This window comes from Spirosoma arboris, assembly GCF_009754945.1.
Lineage (GTDB): Bacteria > Bacteroidota > Bacteroidia > Cytophagales > Spirosomataceae > Spirosoma > Spirosoma arboris.
The window spans coordinates 370,305-396,926 of the sequence record NZ_WPIN01000003.1 but is presented as its reverse complement, the minus strand read 5'-3'; the positions used below and the strand labels follow the sequence as shown (position 1 = coordinate 396,926).

The window sequence follows — 26,622 nt, the reverse complement described above, 5'->3', positions numbered from 1 at the left end:
TGGTTAACCTATTCAGAAGTCGATAAGTAGTTAGAATAACCCTTTCCCAAAAAGGTGCTCAATGGATATCGGCTCGTTGTGCAGAATAAAGAAGTAAACCAGACCCGCTAATACCAAATAGCTGAATGCCAGCCATTTCTTCTTTTGAGCGAACTCGACCGGGTGATGATAGTAATCGTAAATCATGGAAGCAGATAAGCCGAGGACCATCAGAAAGAACGAGAACACCCCGAAATCTGTTCGATAGATGCGCACCGATTGCATAAACTGCGCACCCGATACGATGTAAAGTAACCAGGCTCCAAAGCCAGCCCGGTAGAGATACACGCTTAACCGCCGGTCGTTTTTGAGGTCGAAGAGGTCGTCGGTGAATTTTTCGGACATGATTTTAATTACTTTGAAATGGTGAAAATAAACACTTCACCTGATAAACGCAAAAAAGACAATGATTGATTCACAACCAGTTGATACTATTCAGGAATACAATACAATGCAGGTTGAACTTGTGCGCGTTGACGACGCCTTCCATTTCGAAGCGTTAGGAAAGTCGGGCGTGGCGCAACACATCGACGCGGCTACCGATATTGGCGGACACAACGCAGGAGCGCGACCCATGGAAATGATGCTCATGGGTCTGGCCGGTTGTTCGGCTATCGACGTGATTCTGATTTTGAAGAAGCAAAAACAAGTGATTGAAGATTTCCGGCTGAAAGTCGATGGTTTGCGCGAAAAAGACGCTATCCCAGCTCCATTCAAAAAAATTCACATTACCTATTTGCTGAAAGGCCAGTTAGATCCTGAAAAAGTAAGACGCGCTATTGATCTGTCTATGGACAAATACTGTTCGGCAACGGCCCAACTGCGTCCGTCGACTGAGATAACGTATTCCTTTGAAATACAGGCGTAAAATACATTAAACGCAAAGGGCGCAAAGGTGAGCGCAGAGAACGCAGAGATTTTTCTTTATACTTTGCATTCTTTGCGCTCACCTTTGCGCCCTTTGCGTTTAAATTTGCCTTATGCAACAATATCACGACCTGCTCCGCCATATTCTCGACAACGGCACCCGCAAAACAGACCGTACTGGCACCGGTACCATTAGCGTATTTGGCTACCAGATGCGCTTCAATTTACAAGACGGGTTCCCGCTGTTAACCACCAAAAAGGTACACACCAAGTCCATTATACACGAATTGCTGTGGTTCATTAAGGGCGACACGAATATCAAGTACCTGAAAGACAATGGTGTATCGATCTGGGATGAGTGGGCCGACGAAAACGGCGACTTAGGTCCCGTCTATGGCAAACAATGGCGCAGTTGGGCCGCTCCTGATGGACGCGTTATCGATCAGTTGCAGGACGTATTGAAGCAACTTAAAAACTCTCCCGATTCGCGTCGGATGATTATCTCGGCCTGGAATCCAGCCGATGTACCAAACATGGCTTTGCCGCCTTGTCATCTACTGATGCAGTTTTATGTGGCCGATGGCAAGCTCTCCTGCCAGCTTTACCAACGTAGCGCCGATGTATTTCTGGGTGTTCCGTTCAACATTGCCAGCTATGCGTTGTTCACCATGATGATTGCGCAGGAGTGCGGCTACACAGCCCACGAATTTATCTGGACAGGTGGTGATACGCACTTGTATCTGAATCACCTGGAACAAGTCGAAACGCAACTCGCCCGCGAACCTCGCCCCCTGCCAACCATGCGCCTGAACCCAGATGTGAAATCGGTTTTTGACTTCACTTATGCGGATTTTACACTCGAAAACTACAATCCATACCCGGCTATTAAAGCGCCTGTGGCAGTTTAGGAAAGATAGCAGGCATGGAGTATTATAAACAGGTCTTTGACCACCTTGATCAACTAACTGATCAATTGACGAATCAGGAATTTGAACAGTGTACGTTCAAAAAACTGGATTTATCCCGAACAGCGTTTACGAGTTCAAACTTTATAAATTGCCGGTTTGAAGACTGTAATCTCGCCAATATTGACCTGAAAAACGCGAAGCTTTACGACGTCCGGTTTTTTAAATGCAAACTGACCTATGTAGATTTTGGGCAATGCAATACATTCGGTTTTCACACCGATTTTCAGGAATGCCAACTTGATTACACCGCTTTTCTGAATCGGAAACTAAAGAAAGCCAAGTTTGTTGATTGCTCGATTAAAGAAGCTCGCTTTATGAAATGTGATCTGGTGGGCACTGTGTTTAAAAACTGCAATCTGGAATTTGCTAAGTTTGAAGACAATGATCTGAGTCAGGTAGATTTTTCTACATTGTATAACATCGAACTGAACCCGGAAGAAAATAAATTAAAAAAAGCCAAATTTTCATTGCATAGTCTGCCCGGACTTTTGATGAAATATGAGTTAGTGATCAGTGGCTATTAACTTATTTTTTCGTTCCAGTCAACTTTGTACGAATACACCCAATCCATTTTTTTTGCTTCCATCTTTACAAAGAAAGGCAACAGTAAGTCCCTGAAAAATTGCTGAAATTTATTGGGGACTGTTTTGTTGTCGCCTACTTTTCTAGCTTCTCGAACTATTTTTTGTACTCTCTTCTGCCTTAGTGCCTGGAATTTATCAAATGCTGCTTCCAGACCTGGCAGATCTCGAATGCATTTGGCTAAAACGATGGTGTCTTCCAGCGCCAAGGACGCTCCCTGACCAATGTGTGGTGCTGTAGCATGGGCCGAATCACCGATAAGACAGACGCGTCCTTTGTACCATTTTTCTAGAAATGGAATGTCATAAACCGGATAGATCTCTACTTTATTGGCCGATTTGATAATATCCGCAATGGGTTCCGGATCGTTTTTGTGTAAATCTAACAAGGTGTCTTTAAGTTGATTCAACTCCATGGCTGTCAACTCATTTCGGCTGGGTTCTTTTTTCCGTGAGATGTTATTGAACCACCAGACATCGCCTAGATTAGAAATAGCATAGGCAAAAAACGCCCTTTCGCCAAAGGTCATCCGAATTGATCCATACAAATCCTGCACATTTGTCAACTTCGTGAAACCACCCGTTGACAGTAAACCTGTGTACGATAGTTTGGGGCCGTTTGGGAATAGTGATTTTCTAGCTGCCGAATGAATACCATCACAGCCAATGATAAAATCAGCTGTGACGTTTGTGCCATCATCAAAAAAGGCAGTGGCAGATTTTTCGTCCTGCGTTATTGCTGTTAATTTTTTGCCTAGCTCTATGTTGATACCCTTGGCAATTGCCACCTCGCGAATTGCTTTATTGAGTAGACCCCGTTTTAACTGTACGGTTTCTGCTCCATACAATTCGTTTTGATTGGCATTGTCAATTTCTCCAATGCTCTTATTTCTGGCATTGAAGAATGTCATTTTCCCTGGTGTAAAATCGGTGAGGACTTCATCGAGAGGCATAAATTCCTTGAGCACGTTTAAGCCGTTTGGAGAAATGCCTAAAAAGGCTCCCGCATCATCTCTATGTTGGGTTTGAGCTTCGTAAATCGTGGCTTCGATTCCAATTCGTTTTAGAAACAAAGCCATCACGGGCCCTGAAATTCCACAACCAATTAGAATTGCTTTTTTCTTGAGTATTGACATTCGTTTTCTTACCGTTGCTGACTAACTAATTTTTGGTACTCTTCTTCAATCATCGACCGTTCGCTGTTGTGGTAAACCGCGAAATAATGCGATGCTAAGCCGATACCCCAACCAAACATGGCAAAGAAGGGCCAGGGGAAAATAAAGCCATGATGTCCCGATGATTGAAAAGCAAAATTGGTAAACGCCCAGATGAGCCAGAGGCCAGTATTGACGATTAAATAGGTACGAAGGTGCATGCGAAAACCAACACGAGCTTTTGCTTTTTTCCACAGATAGTTGTCGCGTTCGGGCATGGTTGTGGTCGATTCCATAGTTTTTAGGTGTTTTAAGGGTGAGCAGATTTGCCTGCCGATGACCTAAAGGTAGGCTCACTCTATGGCCGACTCCCCCGAAAATCTGACCGATTGCCTAACTTGCGGAGTAAATGACCGTTTTCCTATGACCAATTCTGAAATCGTTGACCTGCTCGAACTAACCGGCCGGTTGATGGAACTCCACGACCGCGATACGTTTAAGACCCGCACCTTTCAAACGGCTGCCTTTAACCTGGATAAATCCACTGCTGACCTGGCTAACCTACCTGTCGATGAGCTGATTAAATTGCAGGGTGTCGGTAAATCCGTTGCTCAGAAAATCCGGGAGATTGCCGAAACGGGCCACCTGACGGATCTTGATGAATTGCTGGCTGAGACGCCTTCGGGTGTGCTGGATATGTTTCGCATTAAAGGGTTGGGCGTCAAAAAAGTACGTACACTCTGGCGCGAACTAGGTATTGATAATCTTCGCGACCTTCAACTAGCGGGCGAGAATGGTCAGATTGCCAAAATCAAAGGCTTCGGGGCAAGTACGCAGGAAAAAATCCTGGCAGCATTAGAGTTTTTGCAGGAGCAACAGGGGAAAGTGCGGATGGATAAAGCGGCTATGATCGCCAACCTCCTGCGCGACGAGTTGCTAAAACATTTTGATCGAGTTGAAATTAGCGGGCAAGTACGACTGAAAGCACAGGAAGTCGATGCAGTACAACTGCTTGTTCAAACCAGCGACCCTGTGTCGGCAATGCTGACGCTGGGTAGTTTGCCAAACGTAGTCCAAAATGAGCGAGAATCGTCTCCCTTTGCCTGGCGTGGGCAACTCAATGGGTTCGACGTGCAAGTCGAGATTCTATTCTATCCTGCCGAACAGATTGATCAGCAACTGTTTATTCATAGCGCTGCTGAGCCTCATTTGAAACAGGCTGGGCCAACGGGAATAACGTTATTGCAGGCAGCCTATACAAGTAATGAGTCAACCGAAACCGCCATTTATGAACGGGCCGGTCTGCCTTACATCGTTCCTGAAATGCGCGAAGATGACTTTGCCTTTCGTTGGGCCAGCCGCCACCAAAATGACGAATTAGTAACCTGGGAAGACCTTCACGGAACGCTGCATAATCACAGCACCTGGTCGGATGGGAAGCAATCGGTGGCCGATATGGCCGCTTACTGTCGGAAATTGGGTTTGACTTATTTCGGGATTGCTGATCACTCGAAGACAGCTTCTTATGCGGGTGGTCTTGATGCAGAACGAGTGCATCAGCAACAGCTTGAAATTGATCAACTTAATGCCGGATTCGGAAATGATTTCCGCATTTTCAAGGGTATCGAATCCGACATCTTAGGCGATGGCTCATTAGATTACGACGATGCCACACTCGCTACGTTCGATTACGTGGTCGCTTCCGTCCACCAAACCCTGACGATGTCGCTCGAAAAAGCCACCACGCGCTTGCTCCGGGCAATCGAGCATCCCTACACCACAATTCTGGGCCACCCAACGGGTCGATTGCTGCTTGCTCGTGAAGGTTATCCCATCGACCACCGTGCAATTATCGACGCCTGTGCTGAACACAATGTCATCATCGAAATCAACGCCAGCCCATACCGTCTCGACATTGATTGGCACTGGATTGAGTACGCCATGCAGCAGGGTGTTATGCTCAGTATCAACCCCGATGCCCACGACTTGCCCGGCCTTCTGGATATGCATTACGGTGTCGCTATCGGCCGTAAAGGGGGCTTAACGAAAGCCATGACTTTTAACGCACTGACGTTAAAGGAAATGAGTGACTATTTGCAACAGCGACGGGAAAAGATACGTAACAGGGTATAAATTAGGTAAGCTAAAGAATATTAATTATTGGTTAATGACAATAAAAATAGGGTAAATCGAACGGGTTAACCCTTTTATAGGATTAACCCGTTCGACCTCTAGTACTATTCTATTGGCTATTCCGCGCTTCCTAAACCCGGCTCTATGCGCTTTTTACATTTACTGTTACTGTCGTTTTGTCTGATCAATGGGGCCTTCGCCCAGCAGAAAATTAATCCTAATGGCCCTACGTTTTCCGCAACGGGTTATGTTAAGGATGCTAAAACGGGGAAACCTATTCAGGGAGCTAACATCGTAGTGCTGAACGTATCGAAAGGTTACGTGACGGCGAAAGATGGTTTCTATACCGTACAGCTTGCTCCGGGAAACTACATTCTGCGCTTTTCGCACGTAGGCTATCGGACTAAGCAAGATACGATTTCGTTACAGAAAACGCTCTTCCGGGAGATCGTCATGGAAGATGATTCGAAAGATTTGGAGGAGGTCGTCGTAACGAGCGAAGCACCCGACCGGAACGTACGTAAGATTGAAATTGGCGTATCGCAGTTAACGATCAAAAGCATTCGGCGCATTCCGCCCTTAATGGGCGAGGTGGATATTGTACGTAGTTTACTGCTGTTGCCCGGTGTGACTACTGTAGGCGAAGGTGCACCTGGTTATAACGTTCGGGGGGGGAGTGCGGATCAGAATTTGATTTTGTTCGACGATGCGCCCGTCTTCAATTCCAGCCACTTAATGGGATTTTTCTCAGTCTTCAATCCCGATGTTGTACGTGATGTAACCCTGAATCGTGGGGGTGTTGCAGCTGCTTTTGGGGGCCGGGCTTCATCGGTGTTAGACGTGAAAATCAAAGAGCCGGATGCCGAGAAGTGGAGCGTCAACGGGGGGATTGGTATCATTTCGAGCCGGCTGGCGGTTGAGGGTCCCATTGTCAAAAATAAGTTGTCGTTTCTGGCTGCTGCGCGGGCTTCGTTCAATGATTTTCTGTTTAAGATAGCTCCGCCAAATCTAAGAGGAACAAAAGCCAACTTTTATGATCTGACGACCAAATTCAAATATCAACCTGATGAGAAAAATACCATTACTCTAACAGGCTACGTCAGCAAGGATATTTTCAAACTGGCGTCAGATTCGCTGTCTGGGCAGGAAATCAATGCGTCCTCAACCCAGTTCAACTACCAGACAATGAATGCGGTACTGCGCTGGAATTACTTTATGAGTAAGCAGGTGAATCTGGCCACAGCGGTTATTCTGAGTCGGTATCGGGCCGATTTGTCATCGCCCGATTCGTCAAATGCTTTCCGACTTGAGTCGGGTGTGTGGCATCGACAGATCAAATCAGACCTGACACTTACGCCGAACGAAACGCATCAGTGGCAGGTTGGTGTTAGCGCCATCGACTATTTACTGCAACCCAATACCCGCACGCCCGGCCCATACTCCAACGTACTACCGGTAGATCTCGACCGCGAACGTGCCTACGAACTGGCGGCCTACATTCAGGATGAATGGAAGCTCAATACTAACGTAGCGTTAGTAGCTGGTTTGCGTTATTCGGCCTTATTGAACCGTGGGCCAGCATCGGTGCGAACGTATCAGGAAAATGGGCCTCGCCAGGATGAAACCGTAACCTCAACCCAAACCTACGGTGCTGGTAAAATTTACCACTCGACAGGCGGATTAGAGCCTCGATTGGCAATCCGCTGGTCGGTAGGAGAGGGGAAGGCTGTCAAAGCAGGCTATAGTCGATTGCGTCAGTATATTCAACAGGTGACCAATACTACAGCGGCTTTGCCGACTTCGCGTTGGCATCTAAGTGATCAATATACGAAGCCAGTTATAGCCGACCAGTGGTCGTTGGGCTATTTCCGAAATACAGCCGACAATGCCATTGAGGCATCGGGTGAGGTGTATTACAAAACAATCACCAACGCCATTGACTACAGAGATGGAGCCGAACTGCAACTGGCTCAGGCGGTAGAAACTCAGATTGTACAAGGGAGTGGCCATGCTTACGGATTTGAAGGATTGCTGCGAAAAAACAAAGGCCGCTGGACGGGTTTCATGAGTTATACCTACGCTCGCACATTCCTGACCATGGACAGTCCCTACGCCAGTGAACGCGTGAACAATGGGAATCCTTATCCCGCCAATTACGATAAGCCACATACCCTAAATGTTCTGGCTACGCACCGCCCAACGGCCTGGTTTAGCATGTCGCTGAATTTTACCTATAGTACGGGTCGGCCAACTACACAACCTGCTGCTATTGCCCGGGTTGCTGGTGTGCTTGTTCCGATCTACATTGATCGGAATCAGCAACGTGTTCCTGACTATCACCGGCTGGATTTTTCGATGACGTTTGAACAGAATCCGCTCAAGAAAAAGCGGAATCAGAGTAGCTGGGTCTTCTCCATCTACAACGTATACGCTCATAAAAATGCGTATTCTATTTTCTATAAACTGAGTCCAGCCTCTGCCTCCGATGCGTATAAGCTGTCCATTTTCGGAACAGCGTTCCCATCGCTGACCTATAACTTTAAATTCTGATGAGGCTCCGGGGCTTCATATATGCTCAACTTGCACTGGTTCTATTACTGGTTGTTTCCTGCGTAACTGAATACCAACCGGGCAATGTCAGTATACCACCCGCATTGATTGTTGAAGGATTGATTACCGATCAGCCGGGGCCTTACTTGGTTAAACTAACCCGAACGGCAGACTATTCTTACAAGAGTTTAAATCTGCTCGAAACAGGAGCAACAGTGATTATATCCGATGACCTGGGCAATCAGGAGGTTTTGACAGAACAGTCGCCCGGAGGCACCTATAAAACTGCGAAGCTACAAGGCATAGCGGGTCGAACGTATAAACTGACCATTAGAGCCCGTAATGGCGAACAATATGAGTCAGAACCGGAACAGCTTAAGGCTTCGCCACCCATTGGTCGATTGTATTACGAGTACCGTTACGATGCAGGCGCATCAACGAATGGTAAAGCCAATGGATGGGATGTATATGTTGACAGCAAAGATCCTGAAACACCCGGTGATTTTTACCGCTGGGAGTGGGCGCATTATGAGTTTACGAAGGCCTGTACGAGAGTATACATCTCAGGCGCTCCTGGTCATTATGAGGGAATTCCCTGCTGTTCGGACTGTTGGGACATTACCCGTTGTTATATCAACTGTATCAATATCATGTCTGATGTAACTATTAATGGAAACTCGATTAGCCGGCAGTTTATTGAACGGGTTCTCTACGATGCCAGTACACGATACTACCTCGAAGTAACCCAGCAACGGTTAAGTAAGGGTGTATATGAGTTCTTTAAAACGGCAAAACAACAGGTACTGAATACGGGCGGTTTGTTTGATTCCGCGCCGGGGAGTATAGCTGGTAATATGCATTCGGTAACGAATCCGACAATGGCGGTATATGGCTATTTTGGAGCTGTAGGTGAATCGGTTAGCTATGTACTGATTGACCGAAGTGATGCGATTGGGCCACCAGATTATACGGAGCCACTCTATCCAGCTTCGGAATTAGCCACTTGTGTCGTTTGCGAAAATAGCCAGTACCGAACACCTATAAAGCCACGCTGGTGGTAGCGTTTTGACAAAGATGAGAAAGGCGATGATGAATATATTTAGAAAAAGAATCTGGCAATACGCTGGCTTGTTGCTCATGGTATTGGTCGTTTCATGTGTGACCGAATTCCAGCCCGATCGGGTGAGCATCCCTACTTCGCTGATCGTGGAGGGGCAAATTACCGATCAAGCGGGACCCTATTCGGTTAAGCTGACCCGTACTGCCGACTATTCCTACACAAGCTTGAATCTGCTCGAAACAGGTGCCGTCGTAACGATTTCTGATAATCTGGGCAATCAGGAAGTTCTGACAGAGCAGTCGCCGGGCGGAACATATAGCACTGCCGCCAATGGCATTCAGGGCGTTGCAGGGCGAAGTTACAAACTGACAATTAAGACAAAAGCTGGAAATCAGTATGAGTCGGAAGCTGAGTTATTACAGGCGGCTCCACCCATTCAAAAGCTGTATTATGAATATTCTGTAGAAACAGGCGGGGTTAGTTTCGCTAAAAACCAGGGTTGGAATGTCTATTTGGATACCAAAGATCCTGAAGCACCAGGAAACTATTATAAATGGAACTGGACGCACTATGAATTTACAGCGGTTTGTTCTAGTCGGGAGTTGAAAGATGGTACTATAACGGGTTTAGGCTGCTGTTCAAATTGTTGGGATATTACCCGCTGTTATACCTGCATCAGCCTTAGCTCCGATGTGAACATTAATGGACAGGCTATTAGTCGCCAGCCTATCATGCGCGTCCCTTACAAATCGACTAGTCGTTACTATCTCGAGGTGCAGCAGCAGGCCATCAGTAAAGGGGCTTACGAGTTCTGGAAGAGTGTAAAAGGGCTGGTAAACAACACAGGTGGACTTTTTGACGCTGCTCCTTCGTCGGTACAGGGTAATCTACACTGCGTGAATGATCCAACTACATTGGTTTACGGCTTTTTTGGGGCGACGGGTATTTCTGAACAGTATATTAATGTAGATCGTAGCGACGGGCAGGGCGTACCAGATGTGGACCCAGTAATCGTAGTGCCACAACCTTCAGCTTGTGTTGTTTGTGAAAATAGTTTATACCGTACACCTAATAAACCCCGCTGGTGGCAGTTTTAAGCTATTTTTGGAAACCGAATGAGGAATGTTTTGCATCTACTTCGACGAAACATTGTAACGATTAGTAGTTTGCTGTCGCTCTTTACAGTTGTGACTTCCGTTTAAGGCGTTATGCAGGAAGTCACATAGTAGATTTGCCAGTCAACGTGCCTTATTCAACAAATACTCCCTGTATTAACTGCGAAAATAGTCTCTATCAGACCCCAACCAAACCCCGTTGGTGGACTTATTAATCGGTCGGGGAGTTGCGATAAAAAAAGATAGTTTTGTATAAATAATCGTAGCATGGCTCGTCCGGTAAAAATATTGGTTTTACAGTTTGCCTCTATTGGTGATGTTGTGCTAACGACCCCAGTTGTCCGTTGCCTGAAACAACAGGTTCCGAATGCGGTTCTGCATTTTTGTACGAAACGAGCCTATCAGTCAATCATAGACTATAACCCGTATATTACGCAGGCACATTATATTGATGGGAGCCTGTATCGATTAATCAAAGAACTCCGGACTGAACAGTTCGATTATGTGATTGATCTGCAAAATACAGCCCTAACCAGCCTTATTAAAGCAACTCTGGGTAGTCGTTCATACAGTGTTGAAAAACAACCGTTTCGGGAATGGCTTTATATCCGGTGGAAAGTGAACGCCATGGCCGAACAGCACATTGTGGACCGCTATATGGCAACAGTGCAGCCTCTGGGTGCTGAAAACGATGGGCGAGGGCTAGATTATTTCATCCCGTATAAAGACGAAGTCGAAATAGACTGGCTTCCCGAAACGCACCAACGCGGTTTTGTTGCGTACGCTATTGGCGGGCAAAGTCTAACTCGCCGATTGCCCGTTTTGCGGATGATTGAGCTATGCATCAAAATCAATTACCCGATTGTCCTGCTGGGTGACAAAGCCGATCGAAAGGTAGGCGATTCTATTATGCAAGCCGTTGGCAAGCGGCAGATTTACAACGCCTGTGGCTATTATAATCTCAATCAGTCCGCATCTCTGCTGCAACAGGCGCGAGTGGTATTCAGTCACGATACAGGCCTGATGCACATTGCCGCAGCTTTCCGCAAAAAAGTATACTCCATTTGGGGGAGTACTACACCCCAATTCGGATTTTATCCGTATAAAACACCCCATGTCCGGCTCGAAGCCTCTGGCCTAGGCTGCCGCCCCTGCTCAGTGACTAATTCGGGCACTTGCCCCATGAAGCACTTCAAATGCATGAACAGCCTCCCATTCGATTTTGAAGTAAAGGAACTGCGGGCAAAGAAGAATTTTGAGTGAAAGGCGTCAGGGGAGATTTATAAAAATCTTCATGTAGGCTAATGGCTTAAAAGTGTTTATATTTGAGCACTGCTTTACAATTGATAATATGACTCCCGATAAACGCCTTGACCAGATTGAGCCGATAATGGCTGATGTACTTCAAAAAGTTGACCGCCTAATTGAAGGTCAGGGCAAACTCGTTGAGGTGGCTACTCGTGCCGATCAAAATGCCAACACAGCCGCCAAGGGTATTACAAATTTGACTATAACGACTCAAAAACAATACGAAGAGTTAAAAGCCGGTCAGGAGCTGTTGAAAGCTGGCCAAGACGAGTTAAAGGCTAGCCAGAAAGAGTTAAAGGCTAGTCAGGAGGATCTAATGGCTAGCCAGGAAAAGTTAAAGGTAGGCCAAGAATTGATTTTACAGATTTTACGCGAGAAACTTCCTTAATGTTGTTGGCTTGAGCTGGAGACAAATGAAATCGTGTCTTTACTGAATTTTCACGCCCAGCATCTCCAGAGCCCTTTCCGCTACTGCTTCCACCGAAATAGCATTCAAGCAGGCCAAATCACCCCTCCAGCAGGGTTTATTGCCGAATACTGAACAAGGGCGGCAGGTAAGTATATCAGCAGGAATTTGAACAATCGCTTCACTACCTTGCCCCCAGGGACCAAAACCGGCATCGGGATGAGTGGCTCCCCAGATTGATAATATCGGTACGCCACTCAATGATGCCAGATGCATATTCCCCGAATCCATACACAACATCCCATTCAGCTGTCGAATAAGAGACAGTTCTGCGGCCATTGAAAGCTTCCCCGCTACCAGTATCGCTTGCGGAAATTGCTGGCGCAGTGCTTCAAGTTGTGCAAGCTCACTTTCTCCTCCACCAAAAAAGAAAATAGTGATGGGTGTTTTTGCATAGAGTTGATCCAGTAAAGGAGCAAATCGCTCGAATGGCCACATTTTTTGCTCATGTTGAGCAAAGGGGGCTATACCAAGCCAGGGTATAGCTGAACTAATCGTATGACGATTCAGGAACGTAGTAAGCTCGTTTTCGGTGGAGGTAAACGGCGGAAACTGAAACGTTTGCGAAGGTTGAAGGGTAAAACCTGCTCTGTCGAATACCTTTGCATATCGTTCCACACTATGCATCAACTTACGACGGACTTTATTCTCCTTCCTGGTAAGTTCTTTTTTCTCCTTTCTGCCTTTGTCAATCGTTGCAGACGGAACCCCTACGAGTCGGAACAGGCTTTTCAAAACACCCGATCGCAGATTTTGATGGGCATCGACCACTACCTCAAACGAAGCTAATTGCCGTAATTCGTTGAACAATCGAACCAATCCCCCGAACCCTTTGTGCCGCCCGTCGAAATCGGCTCCTACAACACGAACGTTTGGAAACTGTTCGAAAAAGACAGCGAATTTTGCCCGAGTTACTAATGTAATGCCTACATCAGGGTATCGTTGCGTGAACGCCTGAACGACAGGTGCCAGCAAGGCAACATCGCCCATGGCCGAAAAGCGGAGAAGAAGCAGGCTTTTTTTCAAGGCAAGATATGGTATGTATGAGGTATGATATAGGATATATGATAGGCATAGAAGATATATCCTATATCATACCTCATACATATTTATGGCTGTCCGTAAAGTATGGGATTCAGCGTTGGGTCGTTATACATCTTCATCTGGCGGTACACTTTCATATACCGGTCGCCGTTTTGGATGTCTTCGATTAACTCATCAAAGCAGCGGGCCAGATCACTTTCCTGTTCGATCAGTACGTTCAATTTCTGTTGAGCTTTCTGGCGATGTTCATCTGAAACAGATTGTCGTTCGACTTGTTCCCGAAAGTGATACAGTTTGAGTTGCAGAATCGACATCCGATCGAGGAGCCAGGCTGGCGTCTCGGAGTTCATACGGGCCGCTGGTTTGGGCATTATATCCAGAAACAGATCAGAAAACCAACTATCGATTAACTCCACTGTATCAGTACGATCCTGGTTCGACTGGTCAATCCGACGTTTGATCGCAACTAATTCGTCGGGCTGGATAGTTGGACTGCGGATGATATCTTCCAGATGCCATTGAACCGTATCAATCCAGTTCTTCTGATATAATAGAAAAGCAATTCCGTTCGATGAATACGGGTTATGAATGGGGGTGTCGACAAAATCGGTCAGGTGGTAATTCTGAATACTCTGACGGAAAATGTCGTTAGCAAACGTAGCGTTCATAGGCGATTAATCATCCGCAAAGATACGGGTTTTCGATTGGAAAGCTCGTGCGTATAAGCGGACTAAGTCTCAGTGAAACGTGAGAGAGTTATAGAAAAGAAAGGTTATATTTGTATTATTCGTATGATTTATTTGCTTTAATCACTGTTTTAAACATTTGTTTAAAAAAACTATTTGAAAATATTGCTTGTTACAAAAGCACAACATACTTTTGAATCGTCAACATGAAAAAGAATATGGATTGTAGCCTATCTCTCCCCTCAAAGTCAACCGAAGAGCGCATTCGGGAAGCGGCTAAGCGGGTATTCCTGGAAAAGGGATTCGACGGAGCTACGTCACGGGATATTGCCGAAGCGGCTAGTATTAATATCGCTTTGACAAATTATTACTTCCGCAGTAAGGAAAAGTTGTTCATGAACATCTTTGAAGAAATGCTTCAGCTATTCTTCAATGGCATGATTGATATTATGAATCATCCAATCAGTCTGCGGGAAAAGATTGCTGAGTTAATTAATCATGATTTCCAATTGATGAAAGAGAACCCTAGCCTGTCGCTCTTCGTCATGAACGAAATACACCGCAATCCGGATCGTATGGCGAGTTGCATGGGCGTCATGAAACAAATTCATCACTCGATGTTCGAAGAGCAGCTTCAGAAGGAAGTTAATCTTGGAACGATCCGGGAAATCAGTGCCATTCACCTCATGCCTATGATCTTTTGTAATATTCAGTTTCTGTTTATTGGCAAAGCTATGCACATGAAAATGTGGCAGATGACTGAAGGTCAATTTGACGAATTTGCCGACAAGCATAAGAACCTAGTCATTGACATGATTACCAACTATCTATTTGAGTTCGAAAAAGCTTAACCGCTTTTTTTTTGTCCATGTTTTAAACAAATTTTTAAAATTATCAATTAAATACAATGTTTAAATCGAGCCCATCAACACCATCCCTAAGAACTATTCGGTGGTACCTTGCTGTAATTCCCTTCCTATTGGGAAACTCGCTGGTTCTGGCGCAGGATCAGACACTTGATCAATTGATTAATAAGGCCTTAACCAACAACTTCAGTGTGCAGTCGGCCCGGCTTGATGAAATCAAAACCGAGGCCCAGATTGCTGAAGTAAGAGCCAACGCACGCCCACAGGTCAATTTGACGGGCGATTACCGACGCTATCTGAAAATTCCGGGTCAGGTTATTCCGGCATCGGTTTTTGGCGGACCCGAAGGATCGTATTCCGCCGTGGCATTCGGCCTGCCGTATAACCTATCAACGAGTGTGCAGGCTACGCAGGCGCTATATAATCAGTCTTTATTGATTGCGACAAAAGCCGCCAAAGCCAGCCGGAATTTATCAGCGCTGCAAACGCAGAAAGTAAAGGAAGATGTGGCCTACAACGTATCGGCTACGTATTACAACCTGCAAACGACCGCTCAGCAAATTGCCTTTTTGCGGAGCAACCTGATCGCTACGGAGCGGCTTATTCGCATCACCGAATTACGTCGTCAAAATCAATTAGCTCAGGGTATCGACGTTGATCGTCTGCAACTTAGCAAAACGGCATCGCAGACGCAGATCGAATCACTCCAGGCAACGTACAACCAGTTGCTTAATAATCTGAAATTCTTGACGGGATTAGCCCAAACCGATTCACTACAAGTCGCTACTGGCATTGAAAAAACCATTCCAGTAGCGCCCGGTAATGAATACACGATTAATCGGACGGATTTGCAACTGATTGATCAGCAAAAAATAATCAATGGCTTAGAGCAGCAAAACGTCAAATCTAGCTTTGTGCCTACAGTTAATGCGTATGGTGTGGCTAACAGCACAGTGTATGCTATTGGGGGAGATAATTCCTACGCCAAAAATTTGCCGGGCTATTGGCTAGGTCTCCAACTGAACTGGAATGTGTTCGATGGACTGGCACGGAAAGCCAAACTAGGCCAGAAGAAAATTGATGACCAGAAGTTAGATGTACAACTGCGTCAAACCCGTGAGTCGATTTCGATGGACATCGCTAATTCCCGCAACAAGTTTCTGGTCGAACAACAGAACCTGACCACAAATCAAAGCCAGGTAACACTCGCCGAAAAAGTCTACACACAAACACAACTCCAATTCAAAGAAGGCACGGTCGATATTACCGACGTTGTCCAGGCCGAAAATTCACTTCGTGATGCACAGAACAACTACTTAACGACGCTGGTCAATCTTCGCACTGCCGAGTTAGACTGGAAAAAAGCAACTGGCAGTTTAATCAATCGCTAAATCAACCACATTAACGCAACCTGTTAAATCTTACAAACAACGCCATGAAACGAATTTTGGTAGTACTTGCCCTTGTTGCTACGCTTGGCCTAACCGCCTGGACATTAGTCAACAACAAAAAAGAAGTCGAAGAAAAAGTATATAAGCCCAACGCTGATCAAAAAGTTGGGGTGCGAACGGCCGTTGCCGAATTGCGAAATCTGTCGCAGGAAACTGAGTTTTTGGGTTCATTTTTACCAAACCGGGAAATCGAAATTCGGCCACAGGCAGGTGGTCAAATTATCGCGTTACCCATAGAAGAAGGGCAAGCTGTAGGTTCGGGTCGATTGATCGCCAAATTAGATGACGATCAGCTTAAATACCAGATTGAAGCTGCACAAGTAACACTGGAAGGCTATCAGAACGACCTCAAACGCTATGAAAACTTAGTGAAAGGCGATGCAACACCCGCTGTCAATTTGGAACGTACGCAACTAAGCATTCGCTCAACGCAGGCTCAAATTAAACAGCTTCAGAAGCAGATTGCCAATACCACCATCACAACGCCTTTTTCGGGTATTATCACCGAGAAAATGGTTGAGAAAGGATCAGTTGTTTCGGTTGGATCGCCTATTGCCAAAGTGACCGATATTTCGACCCTGAAATTAGTCGTTCAAATCCCCGAAAAAGCCATCAATCAATTTCATGTTGGCCAAACACTACCTATCGAAACAGAGGTTTACCCTGATGCTCATTTTAGCGGTCGCATTTCGATGATTGCCGCTCAGGGCGATGCAGCTCACAATTACCCAGTCGAAATTACGGTTAGCAACTCCAGCAAAAATCTACTCCGCGCTGGTATGTACGGCTCAATTGCCAACACCAACAACGTGAAAAGCCAAACGCTGGCCATACCTCGTCAGGCCATCATTGGGTCGGCAAAAGAACCCCAGGTTTATGTAGTAGAGAACGGCAAAGCGATCCTGAAATCGGTTGAAATTGGTGCAACGACGAACGACTACTACGAGATTACAAAAGGATTGAAGGCTGGTGATCAGATTGTTACGAGCGGTCAAATCAATCTTCAAAACGGGACACTAGTAGTGGCGCAATAAGTAAAGAGCGAAAGAGTGAATGCGCGAAAGTGCGAAGCATAACGCAACTTTCCCTTTGTCAATTTTCACTCTTTCGCACATTCACTCTTTCACTCTTTGAAAAATGAAATTTGTCGAAACCATCATCAAACGCCCCTCGCTCATTATCGTGTTATTTGCGATTCTGACCATAGGTGGCCTGTTTTCATACCGGATGCTGAGCTACGAGCTGCTACCGGAATTTTCTACCCCAGTTATCACGATCACCACAGTTTATCCGGGCGCGGCTCCGTCGGAAGTTGAAACCGAGATTAGCCGAAAAATAGAGGATGCTATATCGGGCCTGGATAACCTGGACGATGTGAAAGCCAACTCGTTCGAAAATGCGTCGGTCGTTGTGGTTCAGTTTAAAGCAGGAACCGACATCGACCTGGCTTTACAGGACGCCCAGCGTGAAATCGATAAAATGGTGAGCGATTTGCCGGACGATGCCGAGCAGCCTTCCCTGTCGAAAATATCGCCCAGCGATCAGCCTATCATGCAGTTGCTGGCTACCTCGACCTTGCCGAATGAAGTATTTTATCAGCAGGTAGAAGATAAGTATTTGCCTGTACTTCAGCAAATTAAAGGTGTTGCCGACATTACAATGGTTGGGGGAGACAAACGCGAAATCCGGATTAATGTCAATGACGATAAACTGAATTACTATGGTTTGTCGCTTCTGCAGGTGTCGCAGGCGATCAACCAGGCGAACCTTGACTTCCCAACCGGGAAAGTGAAAAACACGACGGAGAACATGACGTTACGGCTCGCCGGGAAATTTTCATCTCTGGACGATATACGGAAACTGGTTGTTGCGACTCCGCCCAATGGTAGCCCAATTCGTGTAGGTGATGTAGCCAACGTAACCGATGGCATCACTGAGCCAACGAGTATCAGCCGTTTCAACGGTCAGAATGGTATCGGTCTATTTATCAAGAAACAATCCGATGCCAACGCCGTCGAAATTAGCAAATTAGTGCAGGAAAAGCTTGCCGTAATTGAGAAAGAAAACGCCAAAGACAAAGTCAATTTTGCCATTGCCTACGACAGCAGTGTTTTCACCCTGGCCTCGGTTGAAGCAGTAACCCACGATTTGATTCTGGCCGTTGGTCTGGTAGCCATTGTGATGCTACTGTTCCTGCATAGCCTTCGTAACGCCTTCATCGTGATGGTGTCGGTACCGGCTTCGCTGATTTCGGCTTTCCTGTTCATGTATGTGATGGGCTATTCGCTCAACCTGATGACCTTGCTGGCCTTATCGCTGGTGATTGGTATTCTGGTCGATGACTCCATTGTGGTACTCGAAAATATTCAGCGCCACCTCGAAATGGGCAAAGACCGCTGGCGAGCCACGCTGGACGGCGTAAGCGAAATTGGCTTTGCAGCCGTAGCCATTACCCTGGTGATTGTGGTGGTATTCGTACCGATTACATTCGTAGATGCCGTTATCGCCGATTTGCTCCGCCAGTTCTCACTGACAGTTGCCTTCGCTACATTGGTTAGTTTGCTGGTCAGTTTCACGTTAACCCCCTGGCTGACATCCATGCTGGCCAAGCTGGAACATTTGAACCCCAAGAATCCATTTCAGGCTTTCCTGTTGTGGTTCGAAAAAGGACTTACTGCATTAACAGCCGGGTATCACAGTAGCCTTGCCTGGGTATTGAGCCATAAACTGGCGTTCACAGGAATTCTAATAGCCATTTTCGTCTTCACGGGCTGGGTAATGAGCCTGGGAATTATTGGCTCGGAATTCGTTGCGCAGGGCGATCAGGGCAAGTTCCTGCTCACGGTGAAACTCGATAAGAGTGCATCGTTGCAACAGAACAACCTCACGTCCAGAGACATCGAAAATTATCTTCGCAAGAAATCCGAAGTCCAAACCATCTTCGCTAACGTGGGCGGAGCCAGCACGGGTATCAATAGCACAGGACAAGGCTCAACGAACCGAACCGAATTGACGGTACAACTAGCTGACGCTGCCGAACGACCTGGGCATAAGCCAACGGAACAGTACATGATGGATGTTCGGAAAGAACTGGAAGAACATTTCCCGGCTATTGAATTCGGTTCGTCGGTTATTGGGATCGTCAATTCCGGTACAGCACCTATCGAGATTTTCCTCAGTGGCAACGACGTAAACCAGAATCTGGCAGCCGCGCAAGAACTGGCCAACCGAATTAGTCGTACACCCGGAGCCAACGATGTAAACGTATCAGTTGAAGCTGGAAACCCTGAAGTTCAGGTCGAAATTGACCGGGAAAAAATGGCCAAACTAGGGTTGAACATCCAAACCGTTGGCGGTACGTTGCAAAACGCCTTTGCGGGTAATGACGACTCCAAGTTTCGGGATGATGGCGAAGATTATGACATCCGCGTCATGTTGGATGCCTTCGACCGAAAAAATCCTGATGATGTAAAGAACATCAACTTCTTCAGCCCGTCGGCTAATCGTTCGGTGCGCTTAGCGGAGTTTGCGAACGTATCGCTAAGCAATGGACCCTCGTTGCTGGAACGGAAAAACCGGCGTTCGTCGGTTACTGTAACGGCCAATACGTTGGGGACGGGTTCAGGAACCTTAACGGCTGTAATTCAGGCTGATCTGGCAAAGAGCCCACTGCCTGCTGGTGTAACCGTTAGCTGGGGTGGTGATGCCAAAAACCAAAGCGAAGGGTTTGGGTCGTTGGGTATTGCGATGCTAGCTGGTCTGATGCTCGTATACTTCATCATGGTCTTGCTCTACGATAGCTTTGTGTACCCGTTTGTGGTGTTGTTCTCGATTCCGGTAGCGGTGATTGGTGCTCTGCTGGCTTTAGCGTTGAGCTCGTCGAACATCGGTATTTTCGCCATGCTGGGGATGTTGATGCTCATAGGCTTGGTGGTTAAAAATGCCATCCTGATTGTCGATTTTGCCAACCAGCAAAAAGCCGAAGGTGTACATTTCAAAAAAGCTATTCTGCACGCTGGCGAAGAACGATTACGACCAATCCTGATGACGACCATTGCCATGGTAATTGGTATGGTGCCGATTGCAACCGCTTCGGGCGCTGGTGCCGAATGGAAAAACTCACTAGCCTGGGTATTGATCGGTGGTTTAACTAGCTCAATGGTGCTAACTGTCTATCTGGTTCCAATGATGTACTACATCGTAGACCGTATTCAGGAGAAGTGGACGAACTTCCGAGCTAAGTCTAAACCAGCGGAAGTTGTCGAAGAAGTCGCTATATCTTAATTGTAGCTAATAATCTAATCATCCTCAGTCTGTGAGGACACAGACTGAGGATAACAAAACCATCAACCTACTCTCAACCATGACACTCTCGCAAATAAACAATCGCCTGCAAGAGATTCTTACCAACATCGGTATCAGCTTAACAGCTCTTACCGATCAGGCCAGTTTCAGCCGGGACTTGGGTCTCGATTCATTAGACATCACAGACTTAATGCTTCAGGTGGAGACCAGCTTTTGTATTCGTATTCCCGACGAAGACTGGTGGAAACTCCAAACGGTTGGCCAATTAAAGGATTATCTGGCCGATGAGATGAAGTTTGACTAATAATGCCCACCTCCATAATAGAGCGCTAATTCCGATTCGGGGTTAGCGCTTTTTTTTGCCCACTATACTATGGCCCAAAATGTCCGGTAGTTGGCTGTTGCAAATTAAAATAGCCATGTACTTTTACAGTCTAATTTGGCAACTCGATGGCTCGTAGTGCACAAGTGATTTTTGTAGTACCACCACGCGTACATGTTCTTGACCTGACAGGGCCGGTTCAGGTTTTTTACGAAGCTGTCGAATATGGTGCTTCTTATCGACTAACGTATTGTTCATTTCAAAGCCCCGTTACCAGTTCAGCAGGCCTGAATTTTGGTTCTGTATTGCCTTTCAATGAGGTTCAGACACAGCAGGGTGATTACATTTTTCTGCCCGGTATGGAAATGGAGTACATTCGGTCGGCGCTAAAGGAAGAGACTGTTTTTTTTGATTGGCTTCGGCAGAAGCATGCGCAGGGAGTTTATATCTGCTCAGTTTGTACAGGTGCTTTTCTGGTGGCTCAAGCCGGACTTCTCGATGGCCGAAAATGTACAAACCACTGGAAACGAATTGACGAACTGCAAACGAGCTTTCCTCAGTTGATTGCCCAAACCGACCGACTGTTTGTGAAAGATGGGAACATCTACACCAGTGCGGGCGTAACGGCAGGCATCGATCTGGCGTTGGCGATTCTGGAAGAACAACAAGGCGCCTTGTTTGCCACGAAAATAGCCCGTGAACTAGTGGTGTATTTTAGGCGTGGTGCCGAGCATACGCAAAAAAACGTTTATCTCGATTACCGAAATCATATGAATGTGGCTATTCACCAGATGCAGGATTGGTTGATTGCCAATCTGGAAGCTAAGGCAACCCTGGAAGATCTGGCCGAAATTGCCAACATGAGTACCCGAAACCTGACACGAACCTTTCGAAAAGAGACAGGCACAACCATCCATGATTATACAACCAGGTTGCGATTGGAACTAGCCCGAACGCTACAGCATAATCCGGGTATGACCATGGAAGCTATTGCCGCTAAGTGTGGCTTTCAGGATGCCCGCCAACTCCGCCGAATCTGGCAAAAATCGGGCAATCCGACTACTATAAGACAATCATTCACTTCCTAATACTTACGCTTATGAATTCGCCACTTGTTAAGGTCCGTTACCTGATTTTAAGTTGCTTACTACTCGTGTCACTCGGGTCTGTTTATGCCCAGAAATCGGCGAAGAAAGAGGTGTTGATGGCCTATTATTGTGAACCCTGCAATAATGCCTGCGATCTGGAACGTCATGATGGACCGGGCGTTTGTAAACATTGCGGTATGCCCTTCGTAAAGCGTAGCGTTGCCCTGATGGACTCGCTTCGGAATGGTCAGAAAAAGGATAAAAAACGAAATGTGGCCATCTTCATTCACAACGGCGTTGAAGTACTGGATTTCTCTGGACCCAGCGAGGTATTTGCATCAACAGAAGGTTTTAATGTCTACACGGTTTCGCTCAGTAAGGACCCGATCATCAGCCAGGGATTTATTAAAATTATACCAAACTACAGCCTTGCCGATTGCCCAAAGCCAGATATTGTCGTATTGCCTGGCGGGCAGACTGGTCCTTTTATTGAGAATAAAACCCTGATTGCCTGGATAAAAGCCAGTGCTCAGGATGCCGAAGTCATGTTATCGGTTTGCACCGGTGCTGGCTTATTAGCCAAGGCAGGTTTGTTAGATGGCAAACAGGCCACCACCTTTCATAACTACATCGACAATCTGCAAAACGCAACACCTAAAGCCAAAATATTGCGAAACACGCGCTTTGTCGACAATGGCCAGGTCATCACAACGGCTGGTGTATCGGCGGGTATTGATGGTGCCTTGCACGTTGTTGCTAAACTAAAAGGGCTTGCCGTAGCAACGCAGACTGCCCGTTATATGGAATATGACAAATGGAAACCTAATGAAGGTTTGGTTGTTGAACAGCCGACAAAAGTCGCAGCCGCACGTAAGTAAGCAAATAAGTTACCGGATTGTCTTCCAGACCTGAAAGCTTTCTCCCGCTCCAAACTCCGACTGATCGGCGGGCAATTCCATGAATCCGTCGGCGGCTAACAGATTAGCGAAATCAGCAGAACCGGAACCGGGCAACGGATGAGCCAACATCCGACCGTCGGATTCTGAAGTAAGTCGCACAGGCAGAAAATACGTAATAGGCGTTTTAAATACCACAGATTCTGCCAACTGGGCGTAACATTCAGGGGCGAGGGCTAACCCTAAGGACGCCTGCAGATAAGGCAACACGTACCGATACGCACAAAGCACCGTCGATACTGGATTGCCCGGCAGGGCGAAGACCGTCTTCCCTGATGCTGTTGTTCCAAACCAAAGCGGTTTGCCAGGTCTCTGTTCAATTTTGTGAAAATGTTTCTGTACTCCCAGTTGAGCAAGCACATCTGGTACAAAGTCGGCCTTTCCTGCTGAAACTCCACCACTTAGGATTAGTAAATCGTTTGTAGTGAGTAAGTGAAATAAGTCTTTTTGTAGTTGATCTTCATCATCAACGATATGATGTAATGTAGCCTGAATACCTAGCGAAGCCAGTGCTGCACGGAGCATATAGGTGTTCGACCGTCGAATCTGATAGGGGAGTGGCGTATCGGCAACAGCGACTAATTCATCGCCTGTCGAGATGAGGGCTATGCGGGGCAACGCAGTAACGGTGAGTGTTGATTGACCGACTGAAGCTGCTACGGCTAATTCCGAAGGCCCTAGTCGTGTGCCAATGGACAGGAGTTCGTCGCCCGCCCGGCGGTCGGTGGCTTGAGGGTGAATATGCTGACCTATCTGGATTGGACCGAAGGGCGTATCCTCTACTACGATACTTGCCTGCCCATCCGTAATGCTAATCTCTTCATAACGTACTACTGTATCGACACCATTGGGAAGCATAGCCCCCGTCATCACTTCCAGACAGGTATTGGGCCCAGTCAAGCTTTGCTGTACCTGCCCGGCACGCTGCATGCCAATCACCCGAAATGTTCGTTGACCAGCTTCATAGTCAGCAAACCGAATTCCGATTCCGTCCATCGCCACCCGATTGAAAGGTGGGAAGTCACGATCTGCACAGACGGCTTCTCGGAGTACGCGACCATTGGCATCAAGCAATGAAACGGTTTCGGTTGGCAATGTGAGCAAGTGTTGTTGAGTAATCGAGAAAGCGTCGGAAACGGAAAGCATAATGATTTACGATTTACGGGGTACGATTTACGATTTATTGCCGATCAAATTATGATTCAGTTTATGAACTTCGATGCAGAATTCACTCCGGTTAAGCTCGATGTAGTGTGGTTGTGCGTAATTTACTCTTATATTTGTTAAGTACGATTAACAAAAACTAACGTATGGCTACGGAAATTGTTAGTAATTATAAAAACCTGGTCGCCCATATCGGTAACCTTATTGACGTCGCAGGCTATCGAAATGATTACATCGCGAAGAAAATAGGAATTTCGCCAGTTAGCTTTGCTACGAAAAAAAAGCGGAATAATTTCTCCGTTGATGAAGTGGAAAAGATAATTCAACTAATTGAAAACGAAGATGTTGATGATTATTTGATGGTGAAAATTATGGAGACTCGTAGTGAAGAGCCAACCATTTCCCTCTCAGAATTGAAAACGCAGATGGGATGGTAATAACCGTACGAAAATCCTTTATCAAGGAACTGCAAAAACTGCCACCTAAAATTCAACAGTCTGTCAGAGAAGTTTTAGAAGAACTTGAACAGGCTGTCGATCTAGAAAGCTCAGGTGTAGATTACAAATACATGGAAGGGCAGGAAAAAAATCAGAATTATTACCGGATTCGGATAGGTGGCTGGCGGATGGGTATTGAGTATAGTCCACCAATCGATGAGCAAACAGCCGCTGCAATTGTCATCACAATTTTGAGTAGAGGGGGTATTTATAAGAAATTTCCTCCCAAGTAAAGTTTAGTTCTTCAAAAGAAAATTGGCATAGTTGAGTCAAGACTATACCTTATCCTATTCATTATGAGTGAATTCTCGCACCTCAACGCAGAAGGTAATCCAGCTATGATCGACGTGGGGGCCAAGACCATTTCACGTCGAACAGCCCGTGCTCGATCTGTTGTTACACTAGGCCCTGAGATTATGCAACATCTAATTGGTACAGATATCTCGACCAAGAAAGGCCCTGTGTTTCAAACAGCTATCATTGCTGGAACAATGGCTGCCAAACGCACCGACGATCTGATTCCGCTCTGTCATTCGCTGGGTTTAGATAATTGCCAGATTACCATTACGACTGAAGGAGACGATGCTATTGTGAGTTGTCTGGTCTCGACCGAAGGCAAAACCGGTGTCGAAATGGAAGCGTTGGTGGGCGCGTCGGTGGCAGCTCTGACTATTTACGATATGTGCAAAGCATTTTCGCACGACATTGTTATTAAGGAAACTAAGCTCATGGAAAAAACGGGCGGTAAACGCGACTTCCATCGTGAGTAAATTGAATGGACTCATCTTAGCCGGTGGTCGAAGTACTCGAATGGGGCAGGATAAATCGCAGCTAGTCTATCATGGAAAACCACAGCGCGAACACCTGACAGATCTCCTTAGACCATACTGTAGTGTCGTTTTCTGGTCGGTCAATGCGATACAGTCGGCAGAGTTGCTGAATTCTAATCAACTCCGTATTGTCGATGCGTTTGATATTACCAGCCCCCTTAACGGCATTCTGTCGGCTTTTCAATACGATGCCGAAGCTGCCTGGTTTGTCGTGGCCTGCGATATGCCCTTATTAACTGGTCAATCGCTCGACGCGCTCGCGAAGGGTCGAAATTTGGCGAAAATGGCAACAGTGTTTTATGATTCAGACGGACAATTACCCGAGCCATTACTCGGTATTTACGAACCTGCGTTTGGTCCAATTTTGCATCAGGCTGTTAAAGAAGGCGCTTATTCACCACGTCAACTTCTCCAACAGAACGATATTCAACTAGTAGCTGCTCCCAATATTCGGGAACTAACCAATATCAATGACCCTGTGGCAAGGGCAAAGCTGGATTTGTAAAACATCGGATTGGAATTCAGGTTCATACCCAAAACCAATCGATATGAATCCACTCCGCCATCTCCTCCTGACTGCTGGCTCGCTTCTACTGGGGGGAGCGGCCACAGCGCAGCGCCAATCGCCTGCCCTCGAATTAAGAGAGTTTAGTGAACAGCGAATTAAGCATCAGAAAACGCTTGGACTAACGCTAGGCAGTTTTGCCCTCGCCAATATTGCGATCGGTGCGATAGCCGCTGGTCAAACATCAGGTGAGACTACGTATTTTCATAAAATGAATGTTTACTGGAATTTGGTCAATCTAGGAATTGCTGGGGTAGGCCTGCTGGCTGCACGAAATCGGAAAGCCGAGGGCGAGACGTTGGCCGATGCCGTTCGACAGCACGAAAACATGAAGCAGATTTTGCTAATCAATGCTGGGTTGGACGTTGCCTACGTGATTGGTGGAACTTATCTCAGGGAACGAGCCGAATCTCATCCTGACAAGGCCGACCAATTGAGGGGTTATGGCAAATCCATTATAGCACAAGGTGGTTTTTTGCTGGCATTCGACTTAGTAAACTACTTCATTTTCAAAAATAGGGGCGATAAACAGGAGAAACTGTTGCTTTCGGCTGGTCCAATGGGAATTGGTGTCGTTGTGCCCATTCGGTAGGCTAATTGGTTGAAA

27 protein-coding genes are annotated in these 26,622 nt (G+C 46.4%); 21 read left to right on the top strand and 6 right to left on the bottom strand.

The annotated features are described in order from the left end of the window. Window positions 1-30: 30 nt before the first annotated feature. Window positions 31-384, bottom strand: coding sequence for a hypothetical protein (locus GO755_RS09490; protein ID WP_157584505.1), 354 nt, complete (start codon window positions 382-384; stop codon window positions 31-33). Window positions 385-445: 61 nt separating this feature from the next. On the opposite strand from GO755_RS09490, the gene GO755_RS09485 reads away from it, so the two are divergent. The 3 genes from GO755_RS09485 to GO755_RS09475 all read left to right on the top strand — a co-directional run bounded on the left by GO755_RS09485 (window position 446) and on the right by GO755_RS09475 (window position 2,398). Then, window positions 446-907: an OsmC family protein gene (locus tag GO755_RS09485; protein WP_157584504.1), complete on the top strand. Its 462-nt coding sequence runs from the start codon at window positions 446-448 to the stop codon at window positions 905-907. A gap of 112 nt (window positions 908-1,019) precedes the next feature. Continuing rightward, window positions 1,020-1,814, top strand: a complete 795-nt coding sequence (locus GO755_RS09480; RefSeq protein WP_157584503.1) for a thymidylate synthase — start codon at window positions 1,020-1,022, stop codon at window positions 1,812-1,814. A gap of 14 nt (window positions 1,815-1,828) precedes the next feature. Further along, entirely contained in the window at window positions 1,829-2,398 is a 570-nt protein-coding gene (locus GO755_RS09475) for a pentapeptide repeat-containing protein (protein WP_157584502.1), read from the top strand. On the opposite strand, the gene GO755_RS09470 is transcribed toward GO755_RS09475, so the two are convergent. Together GO755_RS09470 and GO755_RS09465 are read right to left on the bottom strand one after the other, a co-directional pair. Continuing rightward, window positions 2,395-3,591, bottom strand: coding sequence for an FAD-dependent oxidoreductase (locus GO755_RS09470; protein WP_157584501.1), 1,197 nt, complete (start codon window positions 3,589-3,591; stop codon window positions 2,395-2,397). The genes GO755_RS09475 and GO755_RS09470 overlap by 4 nt on opposite strands. 8 nt (window positions 3,592-3,599) lie before the next feature. Continuing rightward, complete coding sequence (locus GO755_RS09465) at window positions 3,600-3,905, bottom strand: 2TM domain-containing protein (RefSeq protein WP_157584500.1); 306 nt, start codon at window positions 3,903-3,905, stop codon at window positions 3,600-3,602. Between the two features lie 127 nt (window positions 3,906-4,032). On the opposite strand from GO755_RS09465, the gene GO755_RS09460 reads away from it, so the two are divergent. From GO755_RS09460 to GO755_RS09435, 6 genes are all read left to right on the top strand, one after another. Next, a complete protein-coding gene (locus GO755_RS09460) occupies window positions 4,033-5,742 on the top strand; it encodes a helix-hairpin-helix domain-containing protein (protein ID WP_157584499.1) in 1,710 nt (569 codons plus the stop codon). Window positions 5,743-5,886: 144 nt separating this feature from the next. Then, window positions 5,887-8,292 carry a TonB-dependent receptor gene (locus GO755_RS09455; protein ID WP_157584498.1) on the top strand — a complete coding sequence of 802 codons (2,406 nt, stop codon included), beginning with the start codon at window positions 5,887-5,889 and terminating at the stop codon, window positions 8,290-8,292. Continuing rightward, entirely contained in the window at window positions 8,292-9,353 is a 1,062-nt protein-coding gene (locus tag GO755_RS09450) for a DUF4249 domain-containing protein (RefSeq protein WP_157584497.1), read from the top strand. Before GO755_RS09455 ends, GO755_RS09450 begins: the two co-directional genes overlap by 1 nt. A 25-nt stretch (window positions 9,354-9,378) precedes the next feature. Continuing rightward, on the top strand, window positions 9,379-10,449 hold the full coding sequence (locus tag GO755_RS09445; RefSeq protein WP_227686907.1) for a DUF4249 domain-containing protein: 1,071 nt from the start codon (window positions 9,379-9,381) through the stop codon (window positions 10,447-10,449). A 285-nt stretch (window positions 10,450-10,734) separates the two neighbouring features. Beyond that, on the top strand, window positions 10,735-11,730 hold the full coding sequence (locus GO755_RS09440) for a glycosyltransferase family 9 protein (protein ID WP_157584496.1): 996 nt from the start codon (window positions 10,735-10,737) through the stop codon (window positions 11,728-11,730). Between the two features lie 88 nt (window positions 11,731-11,818). Further along, on the top strand, window positions 11,819-12,163 hold the full coding sequence (locus GO755_RS09435; RefSeq protein ID WP_198174788.1) for a hypothetical protein: 345 nt from the start codon (window positions 11,819-11,821) through the stop codon (window positions 12,161-12,163). A 39-nt stretch (window positions 12,164-12,202) separates the two neighbouring features. Here the strand turns inward: GO755_RS09435 and GO755_RS09430 are convergent, their stop codons facing one another. Both GO755_RS09430 and GO755_RS09425 read right to left on the bottom strand, forming a co-directional pair. Further along, window positions 12,203-13,267 carry a glycosyltransferase family 9 protein gene (locus GO755_RS09430; protein ID WP_227686906.1) on the bottom strand — a complete coding sequence of 355 codons (1,065 nt, stop codon included), beginning with the start codon at window positions 13,265-13,267 and terminating at the stop codon, window positions 12,203-12,205. Window positions 13,268-13,350: 83 nt separating this feature from the next. Then, window positions 13,351-13,953 (bottom strand): DUF4254 domain-containing protein, encoded by a 603-nt coding sequence (locus GO755_RS09425; RefSeq protein WP_157584495.1) that lies wholly within the window; start codon window positions 13,951-13,953, stop codon window positions 13,351-13,353. Between the two features lie 224 nt (window positions 13,954-14,177). Between GO755_RS09425 and GO755_RS09420 the strand changes: the two genes are divergently transcribed. The 7 genes from GO755_RS09420 (at window position 14,178) to GO755_RS09390 (ending at window position 22,881) form a co-directional block, all read left to right on the top strand. After that, window positions 14,178-14,822 carry a TetR/AcrR family transcriptional regulator gene (locus GO755_RS09420; protein WP_157584494.1) on the top strand — a complete coding sequence of 215 codons (645 nt, stop codon included), beginning with the start codon at window positions 14,178-14,180 and terminating at the stop codon, window positions 14,820-14,822. A gap of 56 nt (window positions 14,823-14,878) precedes the next feature. Further along, window positions 14,879-16,228 (top strand): TolC family protein, encoded by a 1,350-nt coding sequence (locus GO755_RS09415; protein WP_157584493.1) that lies wholly within the window; start codon window positions 14,879-14,881, stop codon window positions 16,226-16,228. A 44-nt stretch (window positions 16,229-16,272) separates the two neighbouring features. After that, complete coding sequence (locus GO755_RS09410; protein ID WP_157584492.1) at window positions 16,273-17,322, top strand: efflux RND transporter periplasmic adaptor subunit; 1,050 nt, start codon at window positions 16,273-16,275, stop codon at window positions 17,320-17,322. A gap of 103 nt (window positions 17,323-17,425) precedes the next feature. Next, a complete protein-coding gene (locus tag GO755_RS09405; protein ID WP_157584491.1) occupies window positions 17,426-20,572 on the top strand; it encodes an efflux RND transporter permease subunit in 3,147 nt (1,048 codons plus the stop codon). A 79-nt stretch (window positions 20,573-20,651) separates the two neighbouring features. After that, the gene (locus GO755_RS09400) at window positions 20,652-20,897 is read left to right on the top strand and encodes an acyl carrier protein (protein WP_157584490.1); all 246 of its coding nucleotides are present in this window, start codon (window positions 20,652-20,654) and stop codon (window positions 20,895-20,897) included. Between the two features lie 146 nt (window positions 20,898-21,043). Beyond that, entirely contained in the window at window positions 21,044-22,003 is a 960-nt protein-coding gene (locus tag GO755_RS09395) for a GlxA family transcriptional regulator (RefSeq protein ID WP_157584489.1), read from the top strand. An 11-nt stretch (window positions 22,004-22,014) separates the two neighbouring features. Beyond that, complete coding sequence (locus GO755_RS09390) at window positions 22,015-22,881, top strand: DJ-1/PfpI family protein (RefSeq protein WP_227686905.1); 867 nt, start codon at window positions 22,015-22,017, stop codon at window positions 22,879-22,881. A 9-nt stretch (window positions 22,882-22,890) separates the two neighbouring features. On the opposite strand, the gene GO755_RS09385 is transcribed toward GO755_RS09390, so the two are convergent. Then, on the bottom strand, window positions 22,891-24,105 hold the full coding sequence (locus GO755_RS09385; RefSeq protein ID WP_157584488.1) for a molybdopterin molybdotransferase MoeA: 1,215 nt from the start codon (window positions 24,103-24,105) through the stop codon (window positions 22,891-22,893). Between the two features lie 164 nt (window positions 24,106-24,269). Between GO755_RS09385 and GO755_RS09380 the strand changes: the two genes are divergently transcribed. From GO755_RS09380 to GO755_RS09360, 5 genes are all read left to right on the top strand, one after another. Then, window positions 24,270-24,560 (top strand): hypothetical protein, encoded by a 291-nt coding sequence (locus tag GO755_RS09380; RefSeq protein WP_157584487.1) that lies wholly within the window; start codon window positions 24,270-24,272, stop codon window positions 24,558-24,560. Next, window positions 24,554-24,853 (top strand): type II toxin-antitoxin system RelE family toxin, encoded by a 300-nt coding sequence (locus GO755_RS09375; RefSeq protein WP_157584486.1) that lies wholly within the window; start codon window positions 24,554-24,556, stop codon window positions 24,851-24,853. Before GO755_RS09380 ends, GO755_RS09375 begins: the two co-directional genes overlap by 7 nt. 63 nt (window positions 24,854-24,916) lie before the next feature. Then, window positions 24,917-25,390 carry a cyclic pyranopterin monophosphate synthase MoaC gene (gene moaC, locus GO755_RS09370; RefSeq protein WP_157584485.1) on the top strand — a complete coding sequence of 158 codons (474 nt, stop codon included), beginning with the start codon at window positions 24,917-24,919 and terminating at the stop codon, window positions 25,388-25,390. Beyond that, entirely contained in the window at window positions 25,383-25,955 is a 573-nt protein-coding gene (locus GO755_RS09365; RefSeq protein WP_317165826.1) for an NTP transferase domain-containing protein, read from the top strand. The genes moaC and GO755_RS09365 overlap by 8 nt, the downstream gene beginning before the upstream one ends. A 43-nt stretch (window positions 25,956-25,998) precedes the next feature. Continuing rightward, entirely contained in the window at window positions 25,999-26,607 is a 609-nt protein-coding gene (locus tag GO755_RS09360; protein ID WP_157584484.1) for a DUF6992 family protein, read from the top strand. Window positions 26,608-26,622 lie beyond the last annotated feature (15 nt).